Here is a 25495-nt window from a genome sequence, read left to right on the forward strand (position 1 = left end):
ATCAGGCAAAGAAACTCAGGATGGTATTAATCACCGTGCGTTGGTTCACCTCAGTGAGGTTGTAGAACAGGGGCAATCGCACCAACCGTTCGCTGTCTTTACTGGTAAAGCGATCTTCACCAGAGAAACGACCAAACTTTTCGCCTGCCGGGCAGTCATGCAACGGAATATAATGGAATACCGCCATGATCTCGGCTTCTTTCAAATAACTGATAAACTTGCTGCGGTCTTTGATATCTTTGAGTTTGATATAAAACATGTGCGCATTTTGCACGCAATCCGCCGGGATCGACGGCAAATCAATACGCCCCGCGTCAGATAACGTCTTGAACGCTTGGTAGTAATTATTCCACAGCAGCAGACGGCGTTGGTTAATCTGTTCAGCGGCCTCAAGTTGCCCCCACAAATAGGCAGCCTGCAAATCTGCCATCAGATAACTGGAACCGATGTCACGCCAGGTATACTTGTCGACCTGCCCACGGAAAAACTGACTGCGGTTAGTGCCTTTCTCACGAATGATCTCTGCCCGGTCGATCAACGACGGATCGTTAATCAGCGTTGCACCGCCCTCGCCACCCGCCGTGTAGTTTTTTGTCTCATGGAAACTGAAGCAACCAATGTGGCCGATAGTTCCCAATGCTTTGCCTTTGTACGTCGACATCACGCCCTGTGCGGCATCTTCAACCACAAACAGGTTATGCTTTTTCGCCAACGCCATGATGGTGTCCATTTCGCACGCCACACCGGCGTAATGAACAGGCACTATGACGCGGGTTTTTTCAGTGATCGCCGCTTCGATTTTAGTTTCATCCATATTCATCGTATCAGGACGAACATCAATAAAGACGACTTTGGCGCCACGCAGGACAAAGGCATTGGCTGTGGAAACGAAGGTGAAACTTGGCATGATCACCTCGTCACCTTCTTTGATATCCAGCAACAGCGCCGCCATTTCCAGCGAAGCGGTACAGGATGGCGTCAGCAGGACTTTATGACAGTTGAACTTCTGCTCCAGCCACTGCTGACAACGACGGGTAAAACCACCGTCACCACACAACTTGCCGCTGTTCATGGCGGCATGCATATAATCGAGTTCTGTCCCAACAATGGGTGGAGCGTTAAATGGAATCATGGGATCACCTATACAACCAATAAGCCGTGCTTTCTATGGAAGCACCAGAGCGAATATAAAGACGTAAAGCGGCGATGTTGCCCATCTGGGTCGCTACGCGTAAACACCGTAGTTGCTTATCCATACACCACTGTTTCGCCACCGACATTAATTTTGTACCTGCCCCTTTTCCAGCCGCACCAGGCCAGACAGCCAGCAAACCTATACGTGCCTCACCGTCCCCTAAATCACGCAGAGTGACAAAACCCTGCGGTTGTCCAGCATCGTCATGTACGATCAGGCATTGGTGATCAAACGTACCCAGCACGGCTTTCTCTGCCCACTGGGCATAAAAACGACCACTGTCATCAGCCTGATACCAGGGAGCACGGAAACGGCTCAATGCAAAGGCACTGGCCGCCGCAGCGCGTAACGCATGAATATCTTCAGGCATGGCGATTCGGGCATTTATAGAGGAAAATGATTTACCGGGCTGAGCGTCAATGCTGAGGGCCAGATCCACTTCTCCCTCAACCAACCGGAAGCCGAATAGTGCCAAATCGTCCGCCAGCGCTGGATTCTGCGCCGGTATTTTTGCCTGTACGATACGATATTTCTGCAAATCGGAGGACGACAGAACCGGAGCCTGCTCACTGAAATTCAACTTGCCGCTGGGCTGCTGGAAGAAATCGCTCTCCCACTCCAGAGGGATGATAGTGGCGCGGATAGTCATGCTCTCAGTCCATTATGTTTTCAGGCAGCGCAAGCGCTGCCAGTGAAAAGCAGGCGAATTAACGCCATACCCCTTTGGTATCGACAATCCAGGTCTGGTTTACTTCTTCAGGTTTAATGGCCTTGAACTGTTGATGATCCACCAGCATGACCAGGACGTCAGCCTGCGCCAGTGCATCGGTAGTTTCTGTCAGTGTCACGCTGTCTGCGAGTGATTTCGGCAGCTTACGCACATTTGGCTCAACGGCCAGAGTCTGGCCTGCATTCCACTGTGCAATCAGGTGGGCAATTTCGACGGCAGGGCTTTCACGCAAATCGTCAATATTGGGTTTGAACGCCAAACCAAAGCAGGCAATGGTGACTTCAGAGGCACGTTTATTGGTAGCAGCAAGGCAATCCGCCACGGCCGCTTTCACTTTTTCGACAACCCACAACGGCTTGCCATCATTCACCAACCGAGCAGTACGAATCAACTGCGCCTGTTGCGGGTTCTGCGCCACAATGAACCACGGATCAACCGCGATACAGTGACCACCCACGCCCGGCCCCGGTTGCAGAATGTTTACACGCGGGTGTCGATTCGCCAGGCGGATCAATTCCCAGACATTGATGTTTTGCTCAGAACAAATCAGTGACAGCTCGTTGGCAAAAGCGATATTCACATCGCGAAAACTATTTTCTGTGAGCTTACACATTTCGGCGGTGCGGGAATTGGTCACCACACATTCACCTTCAAGGAATATCTTGTACAGTTCACTGGCGCGGGCCGAACAGGTCGGCGTCATTCCGCCAATAACCCGATCGTTTTTAATCAACTCGACCATAACCTGACCCGGTAATACGCGCTCAGGGCAATAGGCGATATTCACGTCTGCCTGTTCACCCGCCTGCTGAGGGAAACTCAGATCGCTGCGCATTTCAGCCAGCCAGTTTGCCATCTGCTCGGTGGAACCTACCGGTGAAGTAGATTCGAGAATCACCAGATCGCCCTTTTTCAACACCGGAGCAATGGAGCGGGCAGCCGACTCGACATACGCCATATCAGGTTCATGATCGCCCTTGAAAGGGGTTGGAACCGCGATCAGGAATGCATCCGCCACCTGCGGGTGGGTGAACGCCTGAAGGAACTTATGTTCCACCGCCTGCTTCACCACCCGACCGAGATCGGGTTCCACGATGTGGATTTCACCTCGGTTGATGGTTTCTACGGCCAGTTGATTGACATCAATACCGATGACTTTTTTTCCCCGCGATGCAAAAGCAGCGGCTGTTGGCAGGCCAATGTATCCCAGCCCAATAACAGAAATAGTTTCAAAACTCATAGCTTCACCTGATGGTTCTTCAAAGCGTGCAGGATTCGTTGACAGGCGTGTCCGTCGCCGTAAGGGTTATGTGCCCGACTCATTTCATGATATGCGTTTTCATCGGTCAGCAGACGGGTGACTTCTTCAACTATTTTAGATGTGTCAGTACCCACCAACTGCACCGTTCCGGCATCCACAGCTTCGGGTCTTTCTGTCGTATCGCGCATGACCAGTACCGGTTTGCCCAGTGAAGGTGCTTCTTCCTGTATTCCACCTGAATCGGTCAGAATCAGGTAAGCGTGAGCCATCAGATAGACAAAGGGCAGATAGTCCTGCGGCTCGATAAGCATAATATTATCAATACCACGCAGAATGCGATTAACCGGTTCACTGACGTTCGGGTTGAGGTGCACTGGATAAACCACCTGCACATCTGGATGACTACGCGCAATTTCTGCCAGCGCGGCGCAAATACGATCAAACCCGCCACCAAAACTTTCCCGGCGATGGCCAGTAACAAGAATCATTTTTTTACTGCTGTCCAGGAAAGAGTAACGCTGAGCCAGCGACTCCTTCAGCACCGCGTCGTTCATAACCCGATCGCGAACCCACAGCAAAGCATCGATAACCGTATTCCCGGTAACGAAAATGCGATTCTCATTGAGCGACTCCCGAACCAGATTGGCACGCGAGTTTTCAGTAGGGGCAAAGTGGAATGTCGCCAAGCGCCCCGTCAACGTGCGATTAGCCTCTTCCGGCCATGGCGAAAAGAGATCGCCGGTACGCAGACCCGCTTCAACGTGCCCCACAGGAATGCGTTCGTAAAAAGCGGCCAGACTGGTCGCCATTGTCGTCGTGGTATCACCATGAACCAAAACGACATCAGGTTTGAACTCGTCGAGAACGGGCTTGAGCCCCTCAAGAATGCGACAGGTTATTTCTGTCAGTCCCTGACCTGGGCGCATAATGTTAAGATCATAGTCTGGTTTGATTTCAAACAAACGCAGAACCTGATCCAACATCTCGCGATGTTGAGCCGTAACGCATACTTTTGCTTCAAAGGCTTCATCCTGAGCCAAGGCGTGCACCAGCGGAGCCATCTTGATGGCTTCAGGCCGGGTGCCGAATACAGTCAACACTTTCACGGCGAATCTCTTTAAGTCAATTGGGCGCAGACAACTCCTGCTATTAAGGCACGTAACGCACCCATTCTCATTATTGCTCTCAATTGCGGCGACGCCCCAGAGCGACGCCAGCCCCGATCAATGCGCCAACCGCTCCCCACATAATCATTAGGAACGCGCGACGCGGACTATCACGTTTCACCGGTTCTTCCGGGGTACGCAGATAGCGATAAGTTTGAAATTCTGGCTCAAGCGTTGGCCCGACATTGAGGGTCGACAACATCGCCCGATTCTGATCATACGCCAAATCGTAGCTCGGCCCTGAAGCTTGTAACGATTCCAGACGTGCTTGCAGCATCGGTTTACCCAACAGGAACATGTCAGAATCCGGCAATTGTTCCACTGGCGTAGCCGTCTGACTTTGGCTGATATTCTGCTGCTGAGCAATTTTCAGCGCTTGTTCGACGCTATTTACGGCCCGCTTGAAGACAGCAGCAGCAACTTCTTCCTGGCGCTTCACCTGGGCTTTCATGGACTGGGTACGCGCCGCCCAGGCTCCCTGCAGTTCATCATTTAAATGTGAAGCGGCTCTCAGGCTGGCAAAATCCACATATTGCCGCAGTAATTTATTGGCATCAGCGCTGGTTTCGGCAGTCAATTTCACACTGTCGTTCATGAATTTTTTGTCATCACGGGAGATGAACTGAATATCGCTCACCAACTCATCCAGCAACGCTGCATCTGCTTTAGGGTCATTTTCCAGACGCTGTCTGTAGTAATCCGTTTGCAGCCAAAAATCACGACGCGTGTCGTAAGCAGCCAGTTGCATAATAAATTCATTATAGGCTTCATCAGAGATTGATGGCTGGTCTGTTAAGACTGTGTTGTTGTTACGCACATCAAGGTTACGCAGAAACTGTGCCTGCGAATAATAACCGCCAAGATTATTGACGGTAGGCCGATCGGTGATTGCGGTAGAACTCCACTCCTGTTTGACCAGATATGAAAAACCCAGGGCAATCACAGCAAAGAGAACAGCAACGCCAACAATCCATAATTTGCCACGCCAGAGCGTGCAGCAAAGACCGCGAATATCGAGTTCATTCTCAATGGTCTGTTCATTCTTTGGAGACAACGTATCTGGTTTCATCACTGCCAAAAAGCCTCTGGTTTAAGATACATGCTTATTTATAGTGGAACGGCGCATCCTGCGTTTTATGCGCTTAATGAATCGCGCCACTCGCCAGGCACGCTTGATACAGTAGCCATAGAGGAAGAATGCCAGAAGAAATAGAACCAGCATCATCCATTCAGGAACGAAATAGAGCCTTTCACCAATCACTCCAACCGCTGCCAATATTGCGGCAGCTAAAGTAATCAGCACGAATGCCTGTCGTGAGGAGAAACCAGCACGCATGATCAGATGATGGATATGCTGGCGATCGGGAGAGAAGGGGCTCATCCCTTTGCGTAGACGTCGATACATTATGGCGATCATATCCATCAATGGAATAGCGATCAGCCACAAGGCAGTAACGGGATTCATGGGTGGTGTTTCACCCTGGGTGCCTTGCATCAGGATCCAGATCGCGGTGAAACCAATCAGCGTGCTGCCAGCATCCCCCATGAAAACTTTATAGCGACGGCCAAGAATGCCCAGGTTGAGCAGGATATATGGGATAATTGCCGCTATCATCGCAAAGCACCACAGTGCCAAATCCAGATGCCCCGCCTGATAGAGTAGAATACCCATTGCACCAAATGAGACGCAGGATAACCCGCCGAGCAGCCCATCAATCCCGTCCACCATATTAAAGGCGTTAATGGCTGCCCATACCGCAAACAACGTAACCAGATAACCAAACGGTCCCAGGATCATTTCCCATGGGCCTAAAATATGCCCAAGACTTTTCAGTACCAGCCCGGCGAACAGCATCATCGCAATGCCTACCATCGCCTGTACAAAAGCACGGATTTTCACACTGATATCAAAACGATCGTCAAGCGCACCGACAAAAACCAGCACACCCGCACAGGTGAGATACAGCCAGGAATGGGGGATCGGTTGCTCGGTAATCGCGAAGGTAAAACAGATGCCAGCATACACAGAAATGCCGCCAACCAAGGGTATAAGGCCCTGATGGCGTTTACGGTAATTGGGTTTATCAACTAAGCCGATTTTCTTCGCAACTTTACGAGCCGCAAATAAAAAAAAGAAGGAAAACAAGAAGATAATTAGAAGCTCAGTACTCATAGTGAGTAAGTTCACAGTTAACAGCTCTCTGCAAATTGATAAGACAGTCAGTCTCGTAGCCTGGCAATGTCATGAAACCTCATAGTCTTACGGTCATATCCTATGGTGACAGTCATAATTCGGCTTTCCATGCACCTGTCAAGATAGCCTTTTTCTCTCATCCGGAGAATCAATGAAAATAAAACAAAGGCGTTATCAAATACCATTCGCCATTATCTGAATTATTCTTAGATTAAAGCTATAGTTGCGCTTATCGTAGCTACCAAAAGCAAAAAACGCCACGACTAAGCGTGGCGTTCAGTGAGTTTTCTTGAATTATGAGCGCTTCATCATATCGAAGAATTCATCATTTGTTTTCGTCATTGCCAACTTATTAATGAGGAATTCCATAGCATCGATTTCACCCATCGGATGGATAATCTTGCGCAGGATCCACATCTTTTGCAATTCTTCAGAGGTAGTCAGCAGCTCTTCTTTACGGGTACCTGAACGGTTGTAGTCGATCGCCGGGAAGACACGTTTTTCAGCAATTTTACGAGCCAGATGCAGCTCCATGTTGCCTGTGCCTTTAAATTCTTCGTAGATCACTTCATCCATTTTCGAACCGGTATCAACCAGCGCAGTCGCGATGATTGTCAGGCTTCCGCCCTCTTCAACGTTACGCGCGGCACCGAAGAAACGTTTAGGACGATGCAGGGCATTGGCATCCACACCACCGGTCAGCACCTTGCCAGAGGCAGGAACCACGGTGTTGTAAGCACGCGCCAGACGGGTAATGGAGTCCAGCAGGATGATCACATCTTTCTTGTGCTCAACCAGACGCTTGGCCTTCTCAATCACCATTTCTGCAACCTGGACGTGACGTGATGCTGGCTCATCAAAGGTAGAGGCAACGACTTCACCTTTAACCAGACGCTGCATCTCGGTCACTTCTTCCGGACGTTCGTCGATCAGCAGAACCATCAGTACGCAATCAGGGTGGTTGTAGGCAATGCTCTGTGCAATATTTTGCAGCAGCATGGTTTTACCGGCTTTCGGCGGTGCCACAATCAGACCACGCTGACCACGACCGATCGGCGACGCCAGATCCAGTACGCGAGCGGTCAAATCTTCAGTAGAACCGTTACCCCGTTCCATGCGCAGACGAGAATTGGCATGCAGTGGCGTAAGGTTTTCAAACAGGATCTTGTTACGGGCATTTTCCGGCTTGTCATAGTTAACTTCGTTAACTTTTAACAGAGCAAAGTAACGTTCACCTTCTTTTGGCGGACGAATCTTACCGGCTATGGTGTCACCAGTACGGAGGTTAAAGCGGCGAATTTGGCTAGGGGAAACATAGATGTCATCAGGACCGGCGAGGTAAGAGCTGTCTGCAGAGCGGAGGAAACCAAATCCATCCTGCAATATCTCCAATACACCGTCCCCGAAGATATCCTCTCCACTTTTCGCATGTTGCTTAAGAATAGAGAAGATAATGTCTTGTTTACGCATGCGGGCTTGGTTTTCCAGGCCCATATTTTCGCCGAGAGTTATCAGATCAGAAACCGGCGTATTCTTTAATTCGGTAAGATTCATAATGGTGGGTTCTTAAACTCGGGGTATGTCTCGAACTTTGTCGTGAATGGTATGGCAGCGTCATGCATGCCTGTTTAATGGAACCATCAACGATCATTGCATTCTGTATGTTTGCCTTCAGCCGTGTGCTGTACGCAATTTATGAACGACAATGGTCTGAGAGTGAAGGTGCCTTAAAACTGATTTTTGTAAAACCGTAAGATTGCTAAAACGCATCAGGAGTTCAAATTACTTCCCTGTGCGCTATTCGATTGCGCAGCAAGTCAGCGATGCTTTTAACACAGAGTAAAATCTAGATGTAGATTCAACTTCAGGATTCAAACTTTCTAGGATTCAAACTACAGGTAAGTTATATATGCAGTATGGTTAAACTTAACACGCTTCTTTGCAGGCGTCTAGCGGTCAATGTGAAAATCACATCCGCCGCTACACACCCAGCTTTCGGTCATCCGTGCCGGTTACAGTTTTGCTATCAGGAACTCTTTCAACTGACCTTTCGACAGGGCGCCCACTTTGGTCGCCTCGACTGTACCATTTTTGAATAACAACAGGGTCGGAATACCACGGATACCGTATTTAGGTGCAGTACCTGGGTTTTCGTCGATGTTCAGCTTGGCAATCGTCAGTTTACCTTCGAACTCTTCGGCGATCTCATCCAGAATCGGAGCGATCATTTTACAAGGACCACACCACTCAGCCCAGAAATCGACCAGGACAAACCCTTCAGCTTTCAGTACATCAGTGTCGAAACTGTCATCAGTCAGGTGAATAATTTTATCGCTCATGTTCTACTCCAAAGGATTATGTCTACCTTGTTGATGTAGCATTAACCAACATTAGGTTGACTTTATTTCACCGGATACGCTTTCGTAAAGCAATAGTTAGCTGATATTCTACCACACTATGAGCAAAACACACTTGACCGAACAGAAGTTTTCCGACTTCGCCCTGCACCCAAAAGTCATTGAAGCCCTTGAAAATAAAGGGTTTCATAATTGCACGCCGATTCAGGCGTTAGCATTGCCGCTCACCGTCTCCGGGCGTGATGTGGCGGGTCAGGCGCAAACCGGTACCGGAAAGACGCTGGCATTTTTGGCGTCTACTTTTCATTACTTGCTTTCTCATCCTGCCGATGAGAACCGCCAGGTCAACCAACCGCGTGCACTTATTATGGCGCCAACGCGTGAACTTGCTGTGCAAATTCATGCAGATGCAGAAGCCCTCTCCCATTCGACCGGGCTCAAGCTTGGCCTCGCCTACGGTGGCGATGGTTACGACAAGCAGCTCAAGGTGCTTGAAAGCGGTGTTGATATCCTGATCGGTACTACTGGCCGTTTGATCGATTATGCCAAACAAAATCACATTAACCTCGGAGCCATCCAAGTTGTGGTTTTGGACGAAGCTGATCGGATGTTTGATCTCGGATTCATTAAAGATATCCGCTGGCTATTCCGTCGCATGCCGCCAACCAACCAACGTCTGAACATGTTGTTCTCAGCAACGCTCTCCTATCGTGTCAAAGAGCTGGCTTTTGAATACATGAACAACGCTGAATCCATTGAAGTGGAACCGGAACAAAAAACGGGTCACCGGATCAAAGAAGAGCTGTTCTACCCTTCAAACGAAGAAAAAATGCGCCTGTTGCAGACGCTTATCGAAGAAGAGTGGCCAGATCGCTGCATCATTTTTGCCAATACCAAACACCGTTGTGAAGACATCTGGGGCCATCTGGCTGCCGATGGACACCGTGTTGGATTATTGACCGGCGATGTTGCCCAGAAAAAACGCCTGCGTATTCTGGATGATTTCACCAAGGGCAATCTGGATATCCTGGTTGCGACTGATGTCGCTGCCCGTGGTCTGCATATTCCTTTAGTCACCCACGTGTTCAACTATGACCTTCCTGACGACAGTGAAGATTATGTTCACCGTATTGGCCGTACAGGCCGTGCTGGCGAAAGTGGCCATTCCATTAGTCTGGCCTGTGAAGAATATGCATTGAATCTGCCGGGAATCGAGACCTACACGGGTCATAGCATTCCAGTCAGTAAATACAACAGCGAGGCGTTACTGACCGATCTGCCTGCGCCAAAACGCCTGACCCGTACGCGTAGCGGTAATGGTCCGCGCCGTAATTCGTCGCCACGTCGCGGCGGTGCGCCAAGAAGCAACCGTAAACGTCCAGGCTGATAACAACATGCTGAGTTCCACTTCACTTTATGCCGCCATCGATCTGGGCTCCAACAGTTTCCATATGTTGGTGGTACGTGAGGTGGCGGGCAGTATCCAGACGCTTGCCCGAATTAAACGCAAAGTGCGCCTGGCTGCTGGTCTGGACAAACAGAATCATCTCTCCCATGAAGCGATGCAGCGAGGCTGGCACTGCCTGAAACTATTTTCTGAGCGCCTGCAGGACATTCCGCGCGATCAGATTCGGGTCGTGGCAACGGCAACGCTGCGTTTGGCGACCAATGCCGATGAGTTCCTGCGCATTGCAGAAGAGATTTTAGGTTGTTCCGTGCAGGTGATCAGCGGGGAAGAAGAAGCCCGGCTGATTTATCATGGCGTCGCACATACCACCGGTGGACCAGATAAACGCCTGGTTGTCGATATCGGCGGCGGCAGTACTGAATTGGTCACTGGCGTTGGCGCACAGGCAACAGCACTATTAAGTTTATCAATGGGTTGCGTTACCTGGTTGGAACGTTTTTTCAGCGATCGCAATCTTGCCCAGGAAAACTTTGCGCAGGCCGAATTGGCTGCACGCGAAATGCTTCACCCAGTTGCGGATCAATTAAAAGCCAATGGCTGGCAGATTTGCGTTGGTGCATCGGGTACCGTGCAGGCACTACAGGAAATCATGGTAGCGCAGGGCATGGATGAACGCATCACTCTGGCAAAACTCCAGCAACTGAAACAGCGGGCGATCCAGTGCGGGAAACTTGAAGAGCTGGAGATTGAGGGATTGACCCTTGAGCGTGCTTTGGTATTCCCGAGCGGATTGTCGATTTTGATCGCCATTTTCCACGAGTTGAATATTGATGGCATGACGCTGGCTGGTGGGGCGCTACGTGAAGGGCTGGTGTATGGCATGATGCATTTGCCCGTGGAACAGGATGTTCGCCAACGGACGTTACGCAACCTTCAGCGACGCTACCTGCTTGACAGCGAACAGGCAGAGCGCGTCGCTCAGTTGGCTGATAATTTTACCCTGCAGTTAGCCAATGTTTGGCAACTCGATGAGCGATGTCGTGAACTCCTTCGCAGTGCATGCCTGATCCACGAAATCGGCCTCAGCGTCGATTTCAAACAGGCACCCTACCACGCTGCCTATCTGATTCGTCACCTTGACCTCCCAGGATTTACGCCCGCTCAGAAAAATCTGCTTGCCACGCTTTTACAAAACCAGAGCAACACGATCGACCTGCCACTCCTCAGTCAACAGAATGCGTTGCCTCCAAGGCTGGCGCAGCGTTTGTGCCGTATTCTCAGACTGGCAATTATCTTTGCCAGTCGCCGACGCGATGACACCTTGCCTGCTGTACGGGTAAGAGCCAACGACGATGAGTTATTCCTCATTTTGCCTCCGGGTTGGTTGGCTTCTCATCCTCTGCGGACTGAAGAACTGGAACAAGAGAGCCATTGGCAGAGTTATGTGCATTGGCCACTGATTCTGGAAGAAATCGCGCAATAAATTCAGTTGTTCAATGCGTTAATTCAACAAACAGCAGGCGAAGTTCATCTTCGCTTGTGTCACTTCTCCTCTCTCGTTTCCTATGGGCTATCTGAAAACAGTGATTCGCCGTTAATCTGTGACCGCATCGGATTTATAAAAGAAACAATGTGTGTATTTTTATAAAACAGCGTTTCTACAAATGACAACCCGATGCAATCCACTGTGATGATCGTATGAAGCGCTGTTTTACCTCTGCTTAATGGATCCTTTCTCATGATGAGGAATAAGAATGAGTAATACGCATCTCATACGTCGTCGTTTGAGTACGATGCTTTCACTTTCTGGATTGGTCATGATATCTGCCTCGGCGTTGGCAGGGGGTACCGATGCCAATCCTGCCCCACAAAACCTTCAGGTTCCTACGCTGGCCTTTGACGACCATAGTGCAGTATTAGTATGGAAATCGCCGGAAAATGTCGATAACGTCGTTGATTATCAACTTTATATGGATGGAAAACTCCTTGGTTTAGCCAGCCAGAATAACGATGAATTCTCGCCTGCCAAACCCTATATCAATGCCTTTTACAAAGAAGATAAAGCTGGATTTCATCGCAAAATTATCATGCAGAATTTTTCCGTGGAGGGATTGAAGCCCAATACCGAATACCAATTTACCGTGCGGGCACGCTACGCGGACGGTAAGCTCTCTGCGGACAGTAACCAGGTAACGCTCAAAACCACCGCAACCCCGCAGATTATCAATATCAATGACTTTGGCGCGAAAGCCGATGGGGTGACTCTGAATACGCAGGCAATTCAGAAAGCCATTGACGCATGTCTGCCAGGATGTCGCATCGATGTTCCTGCAGGCGTGTATAAAACCGGTGCCCTCTGGCTGAAAAGTGACATGACGCTGAATCTGGAAAAAGGGTCGACGCTGCTTGGTTCCGATAATCCGCAGGACTATCCTGATGCCTATTATCTCTACAGCTACAGCACGATTAAGCGTCCTGCCTCGCTGATTAATGCGCTGGATGAAAAGAGATCCGAACCTGGGACATTCCGTAATATCCGCATCGTGGGTCAAGGTCTCATCGATGGCAATGGCTGGAAAAGACAGGATACTGCCGAGATTAACGACGAACTGGGCAATATTCTGCCGCAGTACATCTCGAGCAGAAATAGCGACGTACATGAAGACGGGATACTGGCAAAAAATCAGGTAGAAAAAGCCGTGGCGGGTGGCCTGGATTTAAAAATTGCCTATGGGCAGAGCCGATCGAGCCTGATGACATTGCGCGGGGTGGAGAATGTGTATCTGGCCGATTTCACTGTCCGTAATCCCGCTTTTCACGGCATCATGCATCTTGAAAACCATAACGTGGTGGCAAACAGGTTGATCCACCAAACTTACGATACCAACAACGGTGATGGTATCGAATTTGGCAACAGTCAGAATGTGATGGTGTTTAACAACTTCTTCGATACGGGTGATGATTGCATTAACTTTGCCGCAGGTACCGGCGAAAAAGCAGCAAACCAGGAACCTATGAAAGGGGCCTGGCTGTTCAATAACTACTTCCGCAAGGGGCACGGCGCCATTGTTACAGGCAGCCATACCGGAGCCTGGATTGAGGATATTCTTGCGGAGAACAACGTCATGAATTTGACTGATGTGGGTATGCGCGCCAAGAGTACGACGTATATCGGTGGCGGTGCACGCAATGTGGTATTCCGCAATAACGCGATGAAAGATATCGCCAGGCAAGCAGTGGTGATTACCCTCAGCTACTCTGATCCCAATGCGCATCTCGACTATCCCGCAGCAACAACGCCTGCACAATTTTACGACTTCAAAATCAGCGACGTCACCGTGCAGAACACGACGGGAAAAGAGCCGTCTATCGACATCAAAGGTGACAGTGAGAAGCAAGCCTGGCACCGTCAGATTCAATTCGATAACGTGAAATTCGATAACGTGAATCCAGCCATCATTTCAGATTTGCAGGACAGTCAGTTTGATCGAGTCACCTTCAGCCACCTGCGCGGAGAAAATCCGTGGCAATTTGGTGCGGTGAAAAACGTTACCGTGGACGGAAAACCAGTCACACCCTGACGCAATGCGGTAGAAAATAGCGTGTTGGCGGCTGATTCTTCAGCCGCCAATGTTATTCAACCATCAATGTTATTCAGCCATTAATCTTACTTTTTGGCATTGGCCAATTGGGCGCGGATTTTAGCCAGATTCATCTGCCCCTTCTCCATCCGTTCCTGCGGGCTGACCACTTTGCGCTCCGTTTCCCATTGCAGGTCGTCCTGCGGCAACTCCATCAAAAAGCGGCTGGGTTCTGGCCTGATTAACTCACCGTATTGGCGACGTTCGCGACAGAGGGTGAATATGAGTTCACGTTGGGCGCGAGTTATCCCTACGTAGGCAAGGCGGCGTTCTTCGTCCACGTTGTCTTCATCAATACTGCTCTGGTGCGGTAACAGTCCCTCTTCCATTCCCACCAGAAAGACGTAAGGGAATTCCAGCCCCTTGGACGCATGTAACGTCATTAACTGCACCTGATCGAGCTCTTCATCACTCTCCCCACGCTCCATCATGTCACGCAGCGTAAAGCGGGTGACCACTTGAGTCAGCGTCATCGGTTCGTCGATATCCGAGCCTTCGAGCATTTCCGTCATCCAACTGAAGAGTTGATTGACGTTCTTCATGCGCATTTCTGCTGCCTTGGGGCTGGGCGACGTCTCAAACAACCAGCTTTCGTAATCGATGCCATGAATCAGATCCCGCACCGCAGCAACCGGTTCGCGTTCAGCCAACTGCGCCACACCGTCCATCCAGTGAGTGAAGCGCTGGAGCGACTCCAGACCACGACCGGTAAGGGATTGGCTCAACCCCACATCAAAGCTGGCGCGAAACATACTTTTATTGCGCTGATTTGCCCACTCACCCAGCTTTTGCAGCGTTGCCGGACCGATTTCACGTTTCGGCGTATTCACAATACGCAAAAAAGCGCTGTCATCATCCTGGTTGGTCAAAACCCGTAAGTATGCCAGTAGATCTTTGATTTCCGGACGTGAGAAGAAAGAGGTGCCACCCGAAATACGGTATGGGATGCGGTTCTGCACCAGCATTTTTTCAAACAGACGTGACTGATGGTTACCCCGGTAGAGAATGGCATAGTCGCCATACTGCGTTTTTTTGACAAAATGATGGGCAATTAACTCGCCGACTACACGCTCAGCTTCGTGATCCTCATTGTTTGCGGTGATCACTTTCAGTTCTTCGCCGTAACCCAATTCGGAAAAAAGGCGTTTTTCGAACACATGCGGGTTATTGGCAATAAGAATGTTTGCCGCCTTGAGGATACGTTCAGAAGAACGGTAATTCTGTTCGAGTTTGACGACCTGCAGTTCAGGAAAATCCTCTTTCAGCAGCACCAGATTTTGCGGCCGTGCACCACGCCAGGAATAAATGGACTGATCGTCGTCGCCCACCACGGTGAAACGCGCACGTTTACCTACCAGCAGTTTCACCAGCTCATACTGGCTGGTGTTGGTATCCTGATATTCATCCACCAGCAGATAACGCAGTCGGTTCTGCCAGCGTTCCCGCACCTCTTCATTGCGCTGCAGGAGCAGCGTTGGCAACAGGATCAAATCATCGAAATCCAGGACGTTGCAGGAACGCAAATGGTCGTGATAGAGGCTATAACAGTGCGCAAAGAGTTTATCGCGTTCTGATTGAGCATGGGCAGCCGCATGGGGCGGATCAATCAGATCGTTTTTCCAATTGGAGATCGTCGATATAAGCTGTTGCAGCAGGGTTTTGTCGTTTTCCAACCATTTTTCAGTGAGCTCTTTCAGCAATGCCAACTGGTCTTGATCATCAAACAGCGAAAAATTGGACTTCATGCCAAGCGCCACGTATTCACGCTTGATGATCTCCAGCCCCAACGTATGGAATGTCGAGATCAACAGACCACGCGCTTCTTTACGCCCCAGCGTTTGTGCCACACGTTCTTTCATCTCGCGCGCCGCTTTATTGGTAAACGTCACCGCTGCGATGTGCCGCGCCTGATAACCGCATTGGCGGATGAGGTGCGCTATTTTATTGGTGATGACGCGCGTTTTGCCAGATCCGGCACCGGCGAGTACCAGGCAAGGCCCGGTAACAAACTCGACTGCCTGCTGTTGGCTGGGGTTTAATCGCATGGCGCTATTTTGCTCATTTGATGGATGGGGACGCGATTGTAGCAGAAAGCAGAGGAGAGATTTAACCGCTAATGCAGCAAGTCGACTGGGCATTGCGAGACGTGCCGCAATGTTGTTTTGTTATACCTGATCGCCAACCGATGGTACATTGTGCGCTTTAAAATCACAGAGACATTATAGGTACGCACATGGCAAAGACCGCTGCTGCCCTGCACATTCTGGTAAATGAAGAAAAGCAGGCCAATGATATTCTGGCGCAATTAGAAAAAGGCGCTGATTTTCAGTTATTAGCAAAGAAACACTCAACCTGTCCGTCCAAAAACAACGGCGGCGATTTGGGCGAGTTCAATAAAGGCGATATGGTACCGGCTTTTGATAAAGCGGTATTCTCCTGCGAATTGCTCAAGCCTTTTGGTCCGGTTAAAACCCAGTTCGGTTATCACATCATTAAAGTGCTTTACCGCAACTGATTCGAACTCATCGCGCCAAAAAGCAAAAAGGCACAGTACCAATCACTGTGCCTTTCTTCATATTATCGCAGATTAGCCAGCGACTGCGATACGTTTCATGTCGGTCATATAGCCACGCAGGGTGCGGCCTACAGACTCGATCGGATGATGACGGATAGCTTCGTTAACGTCACGCAGTTGCGCATTATCCACTTCAGTACCGCCCACAGACTTGCCTAAATCGCCCGCTTGCAGAGTGGTCATGAATTCTTTCAGCAATGGCACCGCCGCGTTGGCGAACAGGTAGTTACCGTATTCAGCCGTGTCCGAGATAACCACGTTCATTTCATACAGACGCTTGCGTGCGATGGTATTGGCAATCAACGGCAATTCATGCAGGGATTCGTAGTACGCAGATTCTTCAATGATGCCAGAAGAAACCATTGTTTCGAATGCCAGTTCCACGCCCGCTTTCACCATCGCGATCATCAGAACGCCATTGTCGAAGTATTCCTGCTCAGAAATTTTACCGTCGAACTGTGGTGCGGTTTCAAAGGCAGTCTGACCCGTCTCTTCACGCCAGGTCAGCAATTTCACGTCATCGGCAACCCAGTCAGCCATCATGCCACCAGAGAATTCACCGGAAATGATGTCATCCATGTGTTTCTGGAACAGCGGTGCCATGATACCTTTCAGTTGTTCAGACAGCGCGTAAGCACGCAGTTTGGCTGGGTTGGACAAGCGATCCATCATCAGGGTGATGCCGCCTTGTTTCAGGGCTTCAGTCACTGTTTCCCAACCGAATTGGATCAGTTTTTCTGCGTAGGCAGCATCGGTACCCTCAGCAACCAGTTTATCAAAGCACAGCAGAGAACCGGCCTGCAGCATACCGCACAGGATAGTTTGCTCGCCCATCAGGTCAGATTTAACTTCTGCAACAAAAGAAGATTCCAGAACACCCGCACGATGACCGCCAGTAGCCGCAGCCCAGGCCTTGGCAATCGCCATGCCTTCGCCTTTCGGATCGTTTTCCGGGTGAACAGCGATCAGGGTCGGAACACCAAAACCACGCTTGTACTCTTCACGTACTTCAGTACCCGGGCATTTCGGTGCCACCATGACAACGGTGATGTCTTTACGAATTTGCTCGCCGACTTCAACAATGTTGAAACCGTGGGAATAACCCAGCGCCGCGCCATCTTTCATCAGCGGCTGAACAGCTTGAACCACGGAGGAGTGCTGTTTGTCCGGCGTCAGGTTGACAACCAGATCCGCCTGCGGGATCAGATCTTCATAGGTGCCCACTTTAAAGCCGTTCTCGGTCGCTTTACGCCAGGAAGCACGCTTCTCTGCAATCGCTTCTTTACGCAGTGCATAAGCGATATCCAGACCTGAATCACGCATGTTCAGACCCTGGTTGAGCCCTTGCGCACCACAACCCACAATCACCACTTTTTTACCTTTCAGGTAACCCGCTTCGTCGGCAAATTCATCGCGTCCCATAAAGCGACACTTACCCAGTTGCGCCAACTGCTGACGCAGGTTCAATGTGTTGAAATAGTTAGCCATGGTGGTACTCCGTTCGATGTTATGTCGCTGTTATTTTCACTGTCCCCTCTGTCTGCAGGGGATTCTGTGAATCCACTATATGTCATGCATTGCATTGCTTAAATTGATATATTGAGAACGTGACGTTGCAGAAATCGCAACATGCCGATTATCCCGACTCTGAGAACGTTCCCGATGGATATCCGTGACCTGAAATTGTTTTTGCACCTGACAGAAAGCCGCCACTTTGGGCGAACCGCCAAGGCAACTCACGTTAGCCCTTCCACGCTGTCACGGCAGATCCAAAGGCTGGAAGAGAGTTTAGGTCAACCTCTGTTTCTGCGCGATAACCGTACCGTTCAACTCACCGATGCCGGTGAACAACTCAGAATATTTGCTCAACAAACATTGTTGCAATATCAGCAATTACGTCACGCGTTAGGCCAGCACGGCCCGTCACTCAGCGGTGAACTGCGTTTATTTTGTTCCGTGACCGCAGCATATAGCCACCTTCCACCGATCCTTGATCGCTTTCGCGCCCAACATCCACAGGTAGAAATAAAATTGACTACCGGAGATGCCGCCGACGCGGTGGAAAAAGTGCAATCCAACGACGCCGATCTTGGGATTGCTGGCCGCCCGGAAAGTCTGCCAATCAGTATCGATTTCACCAAAATCGGGGAAATCCCGTTGGTACTGATCGCACCCGCATTGCCATGCCCGGTTCGCAGTCAGGTACAGCAACCCTCACCGGAATGGTCGCAAATCCCCTTTATCCTGCCTGAGCATGGCCCGGCACGAAAGCGCATCGACCTGTGGTTTCGCCGCCATAAAATCAGCAATCCGTTTATTTACGCGACAGTCGCCGGACACGAGGCCATTGTGTCGATGGTGGCTTTGGGTTGCGGCATTGCGCTCATCCCGGATGTCGTGCTGGATAACAGCCCGGAACCGGTGCGCAACCGCATCTCGGTTCTGGACAATATCTCGTTGGTTACACCTTTCGAACTGGGCGTCTGCGTGCAGAAAAAACGGCTCAATGAGCCGTTGATTGATGCTTTTTGGGGACTGCTCTAGCCCGCAAGGAAGAAACGGAATGCGGGGTTGCCGGTCTCATCATGGCAGTCAAACCCTAACGCGGTCAGATGCTTATCAAATTCCGGTTCTTCTGCGCTCAGTTCAAATCCTGCCAGCACGCGGCCATAATCCGTGCCGTGGCTGCGATAGTGGAACAGGGAAATATTCCAGTGTGTCCCAAGCGTATGCAGGAATTTCAGCAGCGCACCGGGAGATTCCGGGAATTCGAAACTGTAGAGGCGCTCACGCAGCGGTTTGCTGGGACGCCCACCCACCATATAGCGCACATGCAGTTTTGCCATTTCATCATCAGAAAGATCAACCACCTGATAACCCCCTGACGTCAGATCATTGATGATCTCCTGCCGCTCGGCACGACCACGGGTCAGACGCACGCCTACAAAAATGCAGGCATTATCCGCGTCGGCATAACGGTAATTGAATTCCGTGACCGACCGCCCACCCAGCAACTGGCAAAACTTGAGGAAGCTGCCTTTCTGTTCCGGGATCGTCACCGCCAGCAGCGCTTCCCGCTGTTCGCCCAGTTCACAACGTTCGGAGACATAGCGCAGCCCGTGGAAATTGAGATTCGCCCCGGACAATATATGTGCCAAACGCTCACCCTGAATATTATGCTGCTGCACATATTTCTTCAGGCCCGCCAGCGCCAGCGCCCCTGAGGGTTCGGCGATGGCACGCACATCTTCAAATAAGTCTTTCAGTGCTGCGCAGATAGAATCGCTGTCTACCGTGATCACATCATCCAGGTATTCCTGACAAAGGCGGAAGGTTTCGTTACCGATACGCTTCACCGCGACACCTTCTGCAAACAGGCCAACGCGCGCCAGATCGACCGGATGACCGGCATCCAATGCAGCACGCAGACAAGCGGAATCTTCAGCTTCGACCCCGATCACTTTGATCTGTGGCATCAACTGCTTGATCAGTACTGCGACACCTGCCGCCAGACCACCCCCACCCACCGGGACAAACACCCGATCGATGTGTGCGTCTTGTTGCAGCAGTTCCATTGCCAGCGTCCCTTGTCCGGCAATCACTGCCGGATGGTCAAAGGGAGGGATAAACGTCATTCCACGCTGCTGCGCCAGTTCAATCGCTTTGGCTTTCGCCTCGTCGAAGTTCTCGCCATATAGAAAAACCTCACCACCAAAATTGCGTACCGCATCCACTTTAATGTCTGCGGTGGAAACCGGCATCACAATCAGCGATTTAATACCCAAACGCGTGGCAGACAGTGCCGTACCTTGCGCATGATTACCCGCCGAGGCAGTTAATACGCCGCGGGCTTTCTGCTCTTCGGTCAATGCACAAATCATGGCGTAGGCGCCACGCAGTTTAAAACTGTGCACTGGTTGACGATCTTCGCGCTTAACCAAAACCGTATTGCCCAGACGCGAAGAGATCTTTTCCATTACCTGCAAGGGGGTGACCTGAGCCACTTCATATACTGGCGAGCGGAGAACCGCCCGCAGATACTCGGCACCCGTTGGAGCGTCGGGCAAAGGTTGTGATACCGCCATGATAGTTAGCCTCCCAGCTTACTTTTATCACGTACCGCGCCTTTATCGGCGCTGGTCGCCAGCGTGGCGTAAGCTTTGAGGGCATAAGACACGACACGTTCACGGGATTGCGGCGTCCAGGCCAAATCACCACGAGCCAATTCGGCCTCACGACGTGCTGCCAGTTCACTGTCTGCGACATCCAGCACCATACTGCGCTGCGGGATATCGATATCAATCATGTCGCCTTCACGCACCAAACCAATCAGACCGCCGCTGGCCGCTTCCGGGGAAACGTGACCAATCGACAGACCCGACGTCCCGCCCGAGAAACGGCCATCGGTGATCAGCGCGCAGCTCTTGCCCAGACCCATGGATTTCAGGTAGGTCGTTGGATAGAGCATCTCTTGCATACCCGGACCACCCTTCGGCCCCTCGTACCGAATCACAACAACGTCGCCCGCCACCACTTTACCGGCAAGGATGGATTCAACGGCATCGTCCTGACTTTCGAAAACTTTGGCGGGGCCACGGAAAGTCAGGCTTTCTTTATCCACACCGGCTGTTTTGACGATACAACCGTCTTCCGCCAGATTACCGTACAACACGGCAAGACCGCCGTCCTGACTGTAGGCGTGTTCGCGGGTACGGATACAGCCTTCCTGACGATCGGTATCAAGCGACGGCCAGCGGCAATCCTGTGAAAATGCCTGCGTGGTGCGAATACCCGCCGGACCAGCGGAAAACATTTTTTTCACCTGCTCATCGTTGGTGAGCATGACGTCGTATTGCTCCAGCGTCTGCGGCAGATTCAAGCCGAGAACGTTCATCACGTCACGGTTCATCAGGCCAGCACGATCCAATTCGCCCAGAATACCGAAGACGCCACCCGCACGATGTACATCTTCCATGTGATATTTCTGCGTACTCGGAGCCACTTTACACAGATGCGGTACCTTGCGTGACAGCCGGTCGATGTCGCTCATATCGAAATCTATTTCGCCTTCCTGCGCGGCGGCCAGCAGATGCAATACGGTGTTGGTCGAACCGCCCATCGCGATATCCAGCGTCATGGCGTTTTCGAATGCCGCTTTACTCGCAATGCTGCGCGGCAGTGCACTTTCGTCGTCCTTCTCGTAATAGCGCTTCGTCAATTCAACGATGCGTTTGCCTGCGTTCAGGAACAGATCCTTGCGGTCAGCGTGGGTAGCCAACAGGGAGCCATTGCCCGGTTGCGACAGACCCAGTGCTTCGGTCAGGCAGTTCATCGAGTTGGCGGTGAACATACCGGAACAGGAACCACAGGTCGGGCAGGCAGAGCGTTCGATTTGTGCGCTGTCGGCATCGGAAACGTTCGGGTTCGCGCCCTGAATCATGGCGTCGATCAGGTCAAGCTTGATGATTTTGTCTGAGAGCTTGGTTTTACCCGCTTCCATCGGGCCACCGGAAACAAAAATAACCGGAATGTTCAGGCGCAATGACGCCATTAGCATCCCAGGGGTGATTTTGTCACAGTTGGAGATACACACCATCGCATCAGCGCAGTGGGCATTGACCATGTACTCAACAGAATCCGCGATCAATTCACGCGAAGGCAGGGAATAAAGCATGCCGCCGTGTCCCATCGCGATACCGTCATCCACCGCAATAGTATTGAACTCTTTGGCGACACCGCCAGAAGCTTCGATTTGTTCAGCAACCAGTTTACCCAGATCGCGCAAATGAACGTGTCCTGGCACAAACTGGGTAAATGAGTTAACCACTGCAATAATCGGTTTACCGAAATCGTCGTCGGTCATCCCAGTTGCGCGCCATAATGCGCGGGCACCGGCCATGTTACGGCCATGGGTGGTGGTAGCGGAACGGTACTTAGGCATGCTCTTTCACTCCAATATATTCTGTGTAGCGGGCAATGAACGCACCACCCGCTGATTCTATCTGCTGTTATTTATGGATTTACTGGATCCAACCAACCGTATTTATCTTCGGTCTCACCCGTGAACAGGCCAAAAAATGCCTGCTGGATACGTTTGGTGACGGGACCACATTTACCAATACCGACCTGAATACCGTCCACGCTGCGTACCGGCGTGATTTCCGCAGCGGTACCTGACATGAACACTTCATCAGCCAGATATAACGACTCGCGAGACAGCACTTGCTCGCGGATCTCCAGACCCATGTCTTTCGCCAGTTTAATGATCGCATCACGGGTAATGCCCGGTAATGCCGAAGAGGTAAATGGCGGGGTGAACAGAATGCCGTCTTTCACTTCAAACAGGTTCTCACCCGCACCTTCGGAAACGTAGCCATGCACATCCAGCGCGATACCTTCCTGATAGCCGTGGCGACGTGCTTCGCTGCCCACCAGCAAGGAGGAGAGGTAGTTTCCGCCTGCTTTGGCAGCCGTTGGAATAGTGTTGGCCGCGACGCGGTTCCAGGAAGAAACCATCGCATCGATGCCTTGATCCAGCGCCTCTTCACCCAAATAGGCACCCCAAGGGAACGCAGCGATGATCACGTCAGTCTTGTAACCATCCGGTGGATTCACACCCATACCGACATCACCAATAAATACCAGTGGACGGATATAGGCGCTGGTCAAATTGTTTTTGCGCAGCGTTTCGCGGCAGGCTTCCATCAGATCGTCCACGCTCTGCGTAACCGGCATGCGGTAGATTTTTGCAGAGTCGTGCAGGCGCTGCATATGCTCACGATGGCGGAAAACAACCGGGCCCTTATGGGAGTTGTAGCAACGCACGCCTTCGAATACTGATGTTCCGTAATGCAATGCATGTGACATTACGTGAACTTTGGCTTCTGCCCACGGAACCATTTCACCGTTGAACCAAATATAATCAGCTTTCTTCGTCATTCTTTTCTTTCCTTCTCTCGCGCATCAGGCGCGGATTTGTTGTGATGTCTGTTGTTGGATTTCGACGCAGGCGACATCCATCAGTTTGCTCAACTGAGAAGACAGTAAATCTACCGGGCGCTGACTGGCAACGGTCAATTCAATATTAACGCTGTCGCTATTCATCGTCGTTGACATATTCATAGCACAAACCTGAAAGCCGCGATGACGCACAACGCGTAAAACACGCTCTAACATTTCCGGGCGAAAGCGGGCCTGAATTGAGACTTGATGCTGCATCATGACATTTTCTCCAACATGGTTTCATTACCTGCGCCCGGCGGCACCAGCGGCCAGACATTCTCTTTTGCGTCGATGGAAACGTGGAGCAGGTAAGGGCCTTCACTCGTAAAAAGTGCATCCAGCGCGGCGTCGACTTGGTCTTTGCGGGTGATACGCTGGCCGGGAATACCGAATGCGCTGGCCAGCATGAGAAAATCGGGGTTATCTGAGAGGTTGGTTTCGCTGAATCTTCCATCAAAAAACAGTTCCTGCCACTGTCGAACCATGCCCAATCGCTGGTTATCCAGTAACACGATTTTCAACGGCAGTTGTTTACGTTTGATGGTACCCAGTTCCTGAACGTTCATCATGAACGAACCGTCACCGGAGACACAGATCACCATATCATCCGGGCGGGCAACCTGCGCACCTACTGCGGCAGGTATACCAAAACCCATCGTCCCCAATCCGCTGGAGGTGATGAAATTTTCCGGACGATCAAAACTCATATGCTGGGCAGCCCACATCTGATGCTGGCCAACGTCGGTTGTTATTACCGTCGTGGCTGATTTGCGATCGGAGAGCTGTTTAAGCAGCAAAGGCGCGTAAATTGCTTCGCCGGGATGATCGTAACGCCACGGGTGAGCGGCTTTCAGCGTCATTACTTCATCACGCCATTCGCCTATCGCCAACGGCTGCTGCAAGGCTGGGAGCAATGTTTTCAAATCACCTTGCAATGCAATATGCGCCTGACGCAATTTGTTTATTTCGGCAGGATCGATATCCATATGGATAACTTTGGCATGAGGTGCAAAAGCATTCAGTCTGCCGGTAACGCGATCATCAAACCTTGCGCCTACCGCAATCAACAAATCACACGCTTGTACCGCAAGATTCGCCGCTTTGGTACCGTGCATACCCAGCATACCCAGATAGCAAGGATCGCTCCCGTCCGGGGAACCCAAACCTTTGAGCGTCGCTACTGCGGGCATCTGTGTTACCGCGGTGAACTCACGCAGTGCCGGGACGGCTTGGGCGATACCTACACCGCCGCCGATATACAGTATCGGTTTACGTGCTGCAGCAAGCATGGCCGCAGCCTGATTAACCAGATCGGCAGGGAATGACATTGGTTGGTCAACCGGCACCAGATGAGGAGATAAATCCCCAACAGCCAATTGAATATCTTTAGGAATATCGATTAATACCGGCCCAGGTCGACCGCTGGTGGCGATAGCAAATGCATCTGCCATAATTCCTGGCAACGACTCCAGGGAGTCCACCAGAAAGCTGTGTTTGGTACAGGCAAGAGATAAACCGAGAACGTCAATTTCCTGGAACGCGTCAGTACCGATCAGCGGCGAGCCCACCTGACCCGTGATCGCGATGACAGGCACTGAATCCAGTAATGCATCGGCCAGACCGGTGACCAGATTAGTCGCGCCGGGGCCGGATGTTGCGATACAAACGCCCACTTTCCCTGTAGCACGGGCATAACCAATGGCTGCAATGGCTGCACCTTGCTCATGGCGGCACAGTAGGTGTTCTACACCGCCGTCGTACAAGGCATCGTACACCGGCATGATTGCGCCACCAGGATAGCCGAATACTTTATCCACACCCTGAGTTCGCAAAGCTTGTACCACCCACTGAGCGCCGTTCATGGTTATTTCCCCGCCTTTTTACGGGAAGTGCAGAATTTTCTTCTGTTGTGCATTTTCTGTACCTCGCTTGATTTTTTTCTTATAAATAAAAAACCCCCGGACCT

The 25495-nt window shown here is 51.1% G+C and carries 20 protein-coding genes; 5 read left to right on the top strand and 15 right to left on the bottom strand.

Annotation, left to right across the window (positions count from 1 at the left end; all coding sequences use genetic code 11):
* Nucleotide 1: 1 nt before the first annotated feature.
* From rffA to trxA, 8 genes are all read right to left on the bottom strand, one after another.
* Entirely contained in the window at nt 2-1132 is a 1131-nt protein-coding gene (gene rffA, locus DRI82_RS16210; RefSeq protein WP_114194945.1) for a dTDP-4-amino-4,6-dideoxygalactose transaminase, read from the bottom strand.
* A 4-nt stretch (nt 1133-1136) separates the two neighbouring features.
* Entirely contained in the window at nt 1137-1844 is a 708-nt protein-coding gene (gene rffC / locus DRI82_RS16215) for a dTDP-4-amino-4,6-dideoxy-D-galactose acyltransferase (RefSeq protein WP_114194946.1), read from the bottom strand.
* A gap of 58 nt (nt 1845-1902) precedes the next feature.
* Nucleotides 1903-3165: a UDP-N-acetyl-D-mannosamine dehydrogenase gene (wecC, locus tag DRI82_RS16220; protein WP_114194947.1), complete on the bottom strand. Its 1263-nt coding sequence runs from the start codon at nt 3163-3165 to the stop codon at nt 1903-1905.
* Nucleotides 3162-4292 (bottom strand): non-hydrolyzing UDP-N-acetylglucosamine 2-epimerase, encoded by a 1131-nt coding sequence (gene wecB, locus DRI82_RS16225; protein ID WP_114194948.1) that lies wholly within the window; start codon nt 4290-4292, stop codon nt 3162-3164. The genes wecC and wecB overlap by 4 nt, the downstream gene beginning before the upstream one ends.
* A gap of 79 nt (nt 4293-4371) precedes the next feature.
* Nucleotides 4372-5421, bottom strand: coding sequence for an ECA polysaccharide chain length modulation protein (gene wzzE / locus DRI82_RS16230; RefSeq protein ID WP_114194949.1), 1050 nt, complete (start codon nt 5419-5421; stop codon nt 4372-4374).
* Nucleotides 5422-5442: 21 nt separating this feature from the next.
* Nucleotides 5443-6540 (bottom strand): UDP-N-acetylglucosamine--undecaprenyl-phosphate N-acetylglucosaminephosphotransferase, encoded by a 1098-nt coding sequence (wecA, locus tag DRI82_RS16235; protein ID WP_114194950.1) that lies wholly within the window; start codon nt 6538-6540, stop codon nt 5443-5445.
* A 300-nt stretch (nt 6541-6840) separates the two neighbouring features.
* Entirely contained in the window at nt 6841-8100 is a 1260-nt protein-coding gene (rho, locus tag DRI82_RS16240; protein ID WP_114194951.1) for a transcription termination factor Rho, read from the bottom strand.
* Between the two features lie 458 nt (nt 8101-8558).
* A complete protein-coding gene (trxA, locus tag DRI82_RS16245; protein WP_114194952.1) occupies nt 8559-8885 on the bottom strand; it encodes a thioredoxin TrxA in 327 nt (108 codons plus the stop codon).
* Nucleotides 8886-9003: 118 nt separating this feature from the next.
* Here trxA and rhlB point away from each other — a divergent pair, with 118 nt between their 5' ends.
* From rhlB to DRI82_RS16260, 3 genes are all read left to right on the top strand, one after another.
* The gene (rhlB, locus tag DRI82_RS16250; RefSeq protein WP_114194953.1) at nt 9004-10290 is read left to right on the top strand and encodes an ATP-dependent RNA helicase RhlB; all 1287 of its coding nucleotides are present in this window, start codon (nt 9004-9006) and stop codon (nt 10288-10290) included.
* A gap of 7 nt (nt 10291-10297) precedes the next feature.
* The gene (gene ppx / locus DRI82_RS16255; protein WP_114194954.1) at nt 10298-11794 is read left to right on the top strand and encodes an exopolyphosphatase; all 1497 of its coding nucleotides are present in this window, start codon (nt 10298-10300) and stop codon (nt 11792-11794) included.
* 334 nt (nt 11795-12128) lie between these two features.
* Nucleotides 12129-13892 (top strand): glycosyl hydrolase family 28 protein, encoded by a 1764-nt coding sequence (locus DRI82_RS16260; protein WP_425452665.1) that lies wholly within the window; start codon nt 12129-12131, stop codon nt 13890-13892.
* Between the two features lie 86 nt (nt 13893-13978).
* Here the strand turns inward: DRI82_RS16260 and rep are convergent, their stop codons facing one another.
* Complete coding sequence (gene rep / locus DRI82_RS16265) at nt 13979-15997, bottom strand: DNA helicase Rep (protein WP_114194955.1); 2019 nt, start codon at nt 15995-15997, stop codon at nt 13979-13981.
* Nucleotides 15998-16185: 188 nt separating this feature from the next.
* Here rep and ppiC point away from each other — a divergent pair, with 188 nt between their 5' ends.
* Nucleotides 16186-16467: a peptidylprolyl isomerase PpiC gene (ppiC, locus tag DRI82_RS16270; protein ID WP_114194956.1), complete on the top strand. Its 282-nt coding sequence runs from the start codon at nt 16186-16188 to the stop codon at nt 16465-16467.
* A gap of 72 nt (nt 16468-16539) precedes the next feature.
* Here the strand turns inward: ppiC and ilvC are convergent, their stop codons facing one another.
* Nucleotides 16540-18015, bottom strand: a complete 1476-nt coding sequence (gene ilvC / locus DRI82_RS16275) for a ketol-acid reductoisomerase (RefSeq protein WP_114194957.1) — start codon at nt 18013-18015, stop codon at nt 16540-16542.
* Between the two features lie 174 nt (nt 18016-18189).
* On the opposite strand from ilvC, the gene ilvY reads away from it, so the two are divergent.
* The gene (gene ilvY / locus DRI82_RS16280) at nt 18190-19071 is read left to right on the top strand and encodes an HTH-type transcriptional activator IlvY (protein ID WP_114194977.1); all 882 of its coding nucleotides are present in this window, start codon (nt 18190-18192) and stop codon (nt 19069-19071) included.
* Here ilvY and ilvA read toward each other — a convergent pair.
* From ilvA to ilvG, 5 genes are all read right to left on the bottom strand, one after another.
* Nucleotides 19068-20612, bottom strand: coding sequence for a threonine ammonia-lyase, biosynthetic (gene ilvA, locus DRI82_RS16285; protein WP_114194958.1), 1545 nt, complete (start codon nt 20610-20612; stop codon nt 19068-19070). The genes ilvY and ilvA overlap by 4 nt on opposite strands.
* Before the next feature lie 5 nt (nt 20613-20617).
* Entirely contained in the window at nt 20618-22468 is a 1851-nt protein-coding gene (gene ilvD, locus DRI82_RS16290; RefSeq protein ID WP_114194959.1) for a dihydroxy-acid dehydratase, read from the bottom strand.
* Nucleotides 22469-22539: 71 nt separating this feature from the next.
* On the bottom strand, nt 22540-23466 hold the full coding sequence (locus DRI82_RS16295) for a branched-chain amino acid transaminase (protein ID WP_114194960.1): 927 nt from the start codon (nt 23464-23466) through the stop codon (nt 22540-22542).
* Between the two features lie 24 nt (nt 23467-23490).
* The gene (gene ilvM / locus DRI82_RS16300) at nt 23491-23748 is read right to left on the bottom strand and encodes an acetolactate synthase 2 small subunit (protein ID WP_114194961.1); all 258 of its coding nucleotides are present in this window, start codon (nt 23746-23748) and stop codon (nt 23491-23493) included.
* A complete protein-coding gene (gene ilvG, locus DRI82_RS16305) occupies nt 23745-25391 on the bottom strand; it encodes an acetolactate synthase 2 catalytic subunit (RefSeq protein ID WP_114194962.1) in 1647 nt (548 codons plus the stop codon). Before ilvG ends, ilvM begins: the two co-directional genes overlap by 4 nt.
* Between the last annotated feature and the right edge of the window lie 104 nt (nt 25392-25495).

Source organism: Edaphovirga cremea, assembly GCF_003332275.1.
GTDB lineage: Bacteria > Pseudomonadota > Gammaproteobacteria > Enterobacterales > Enterobacteriaceae > Edaphovirga > Edaphovirga cremea.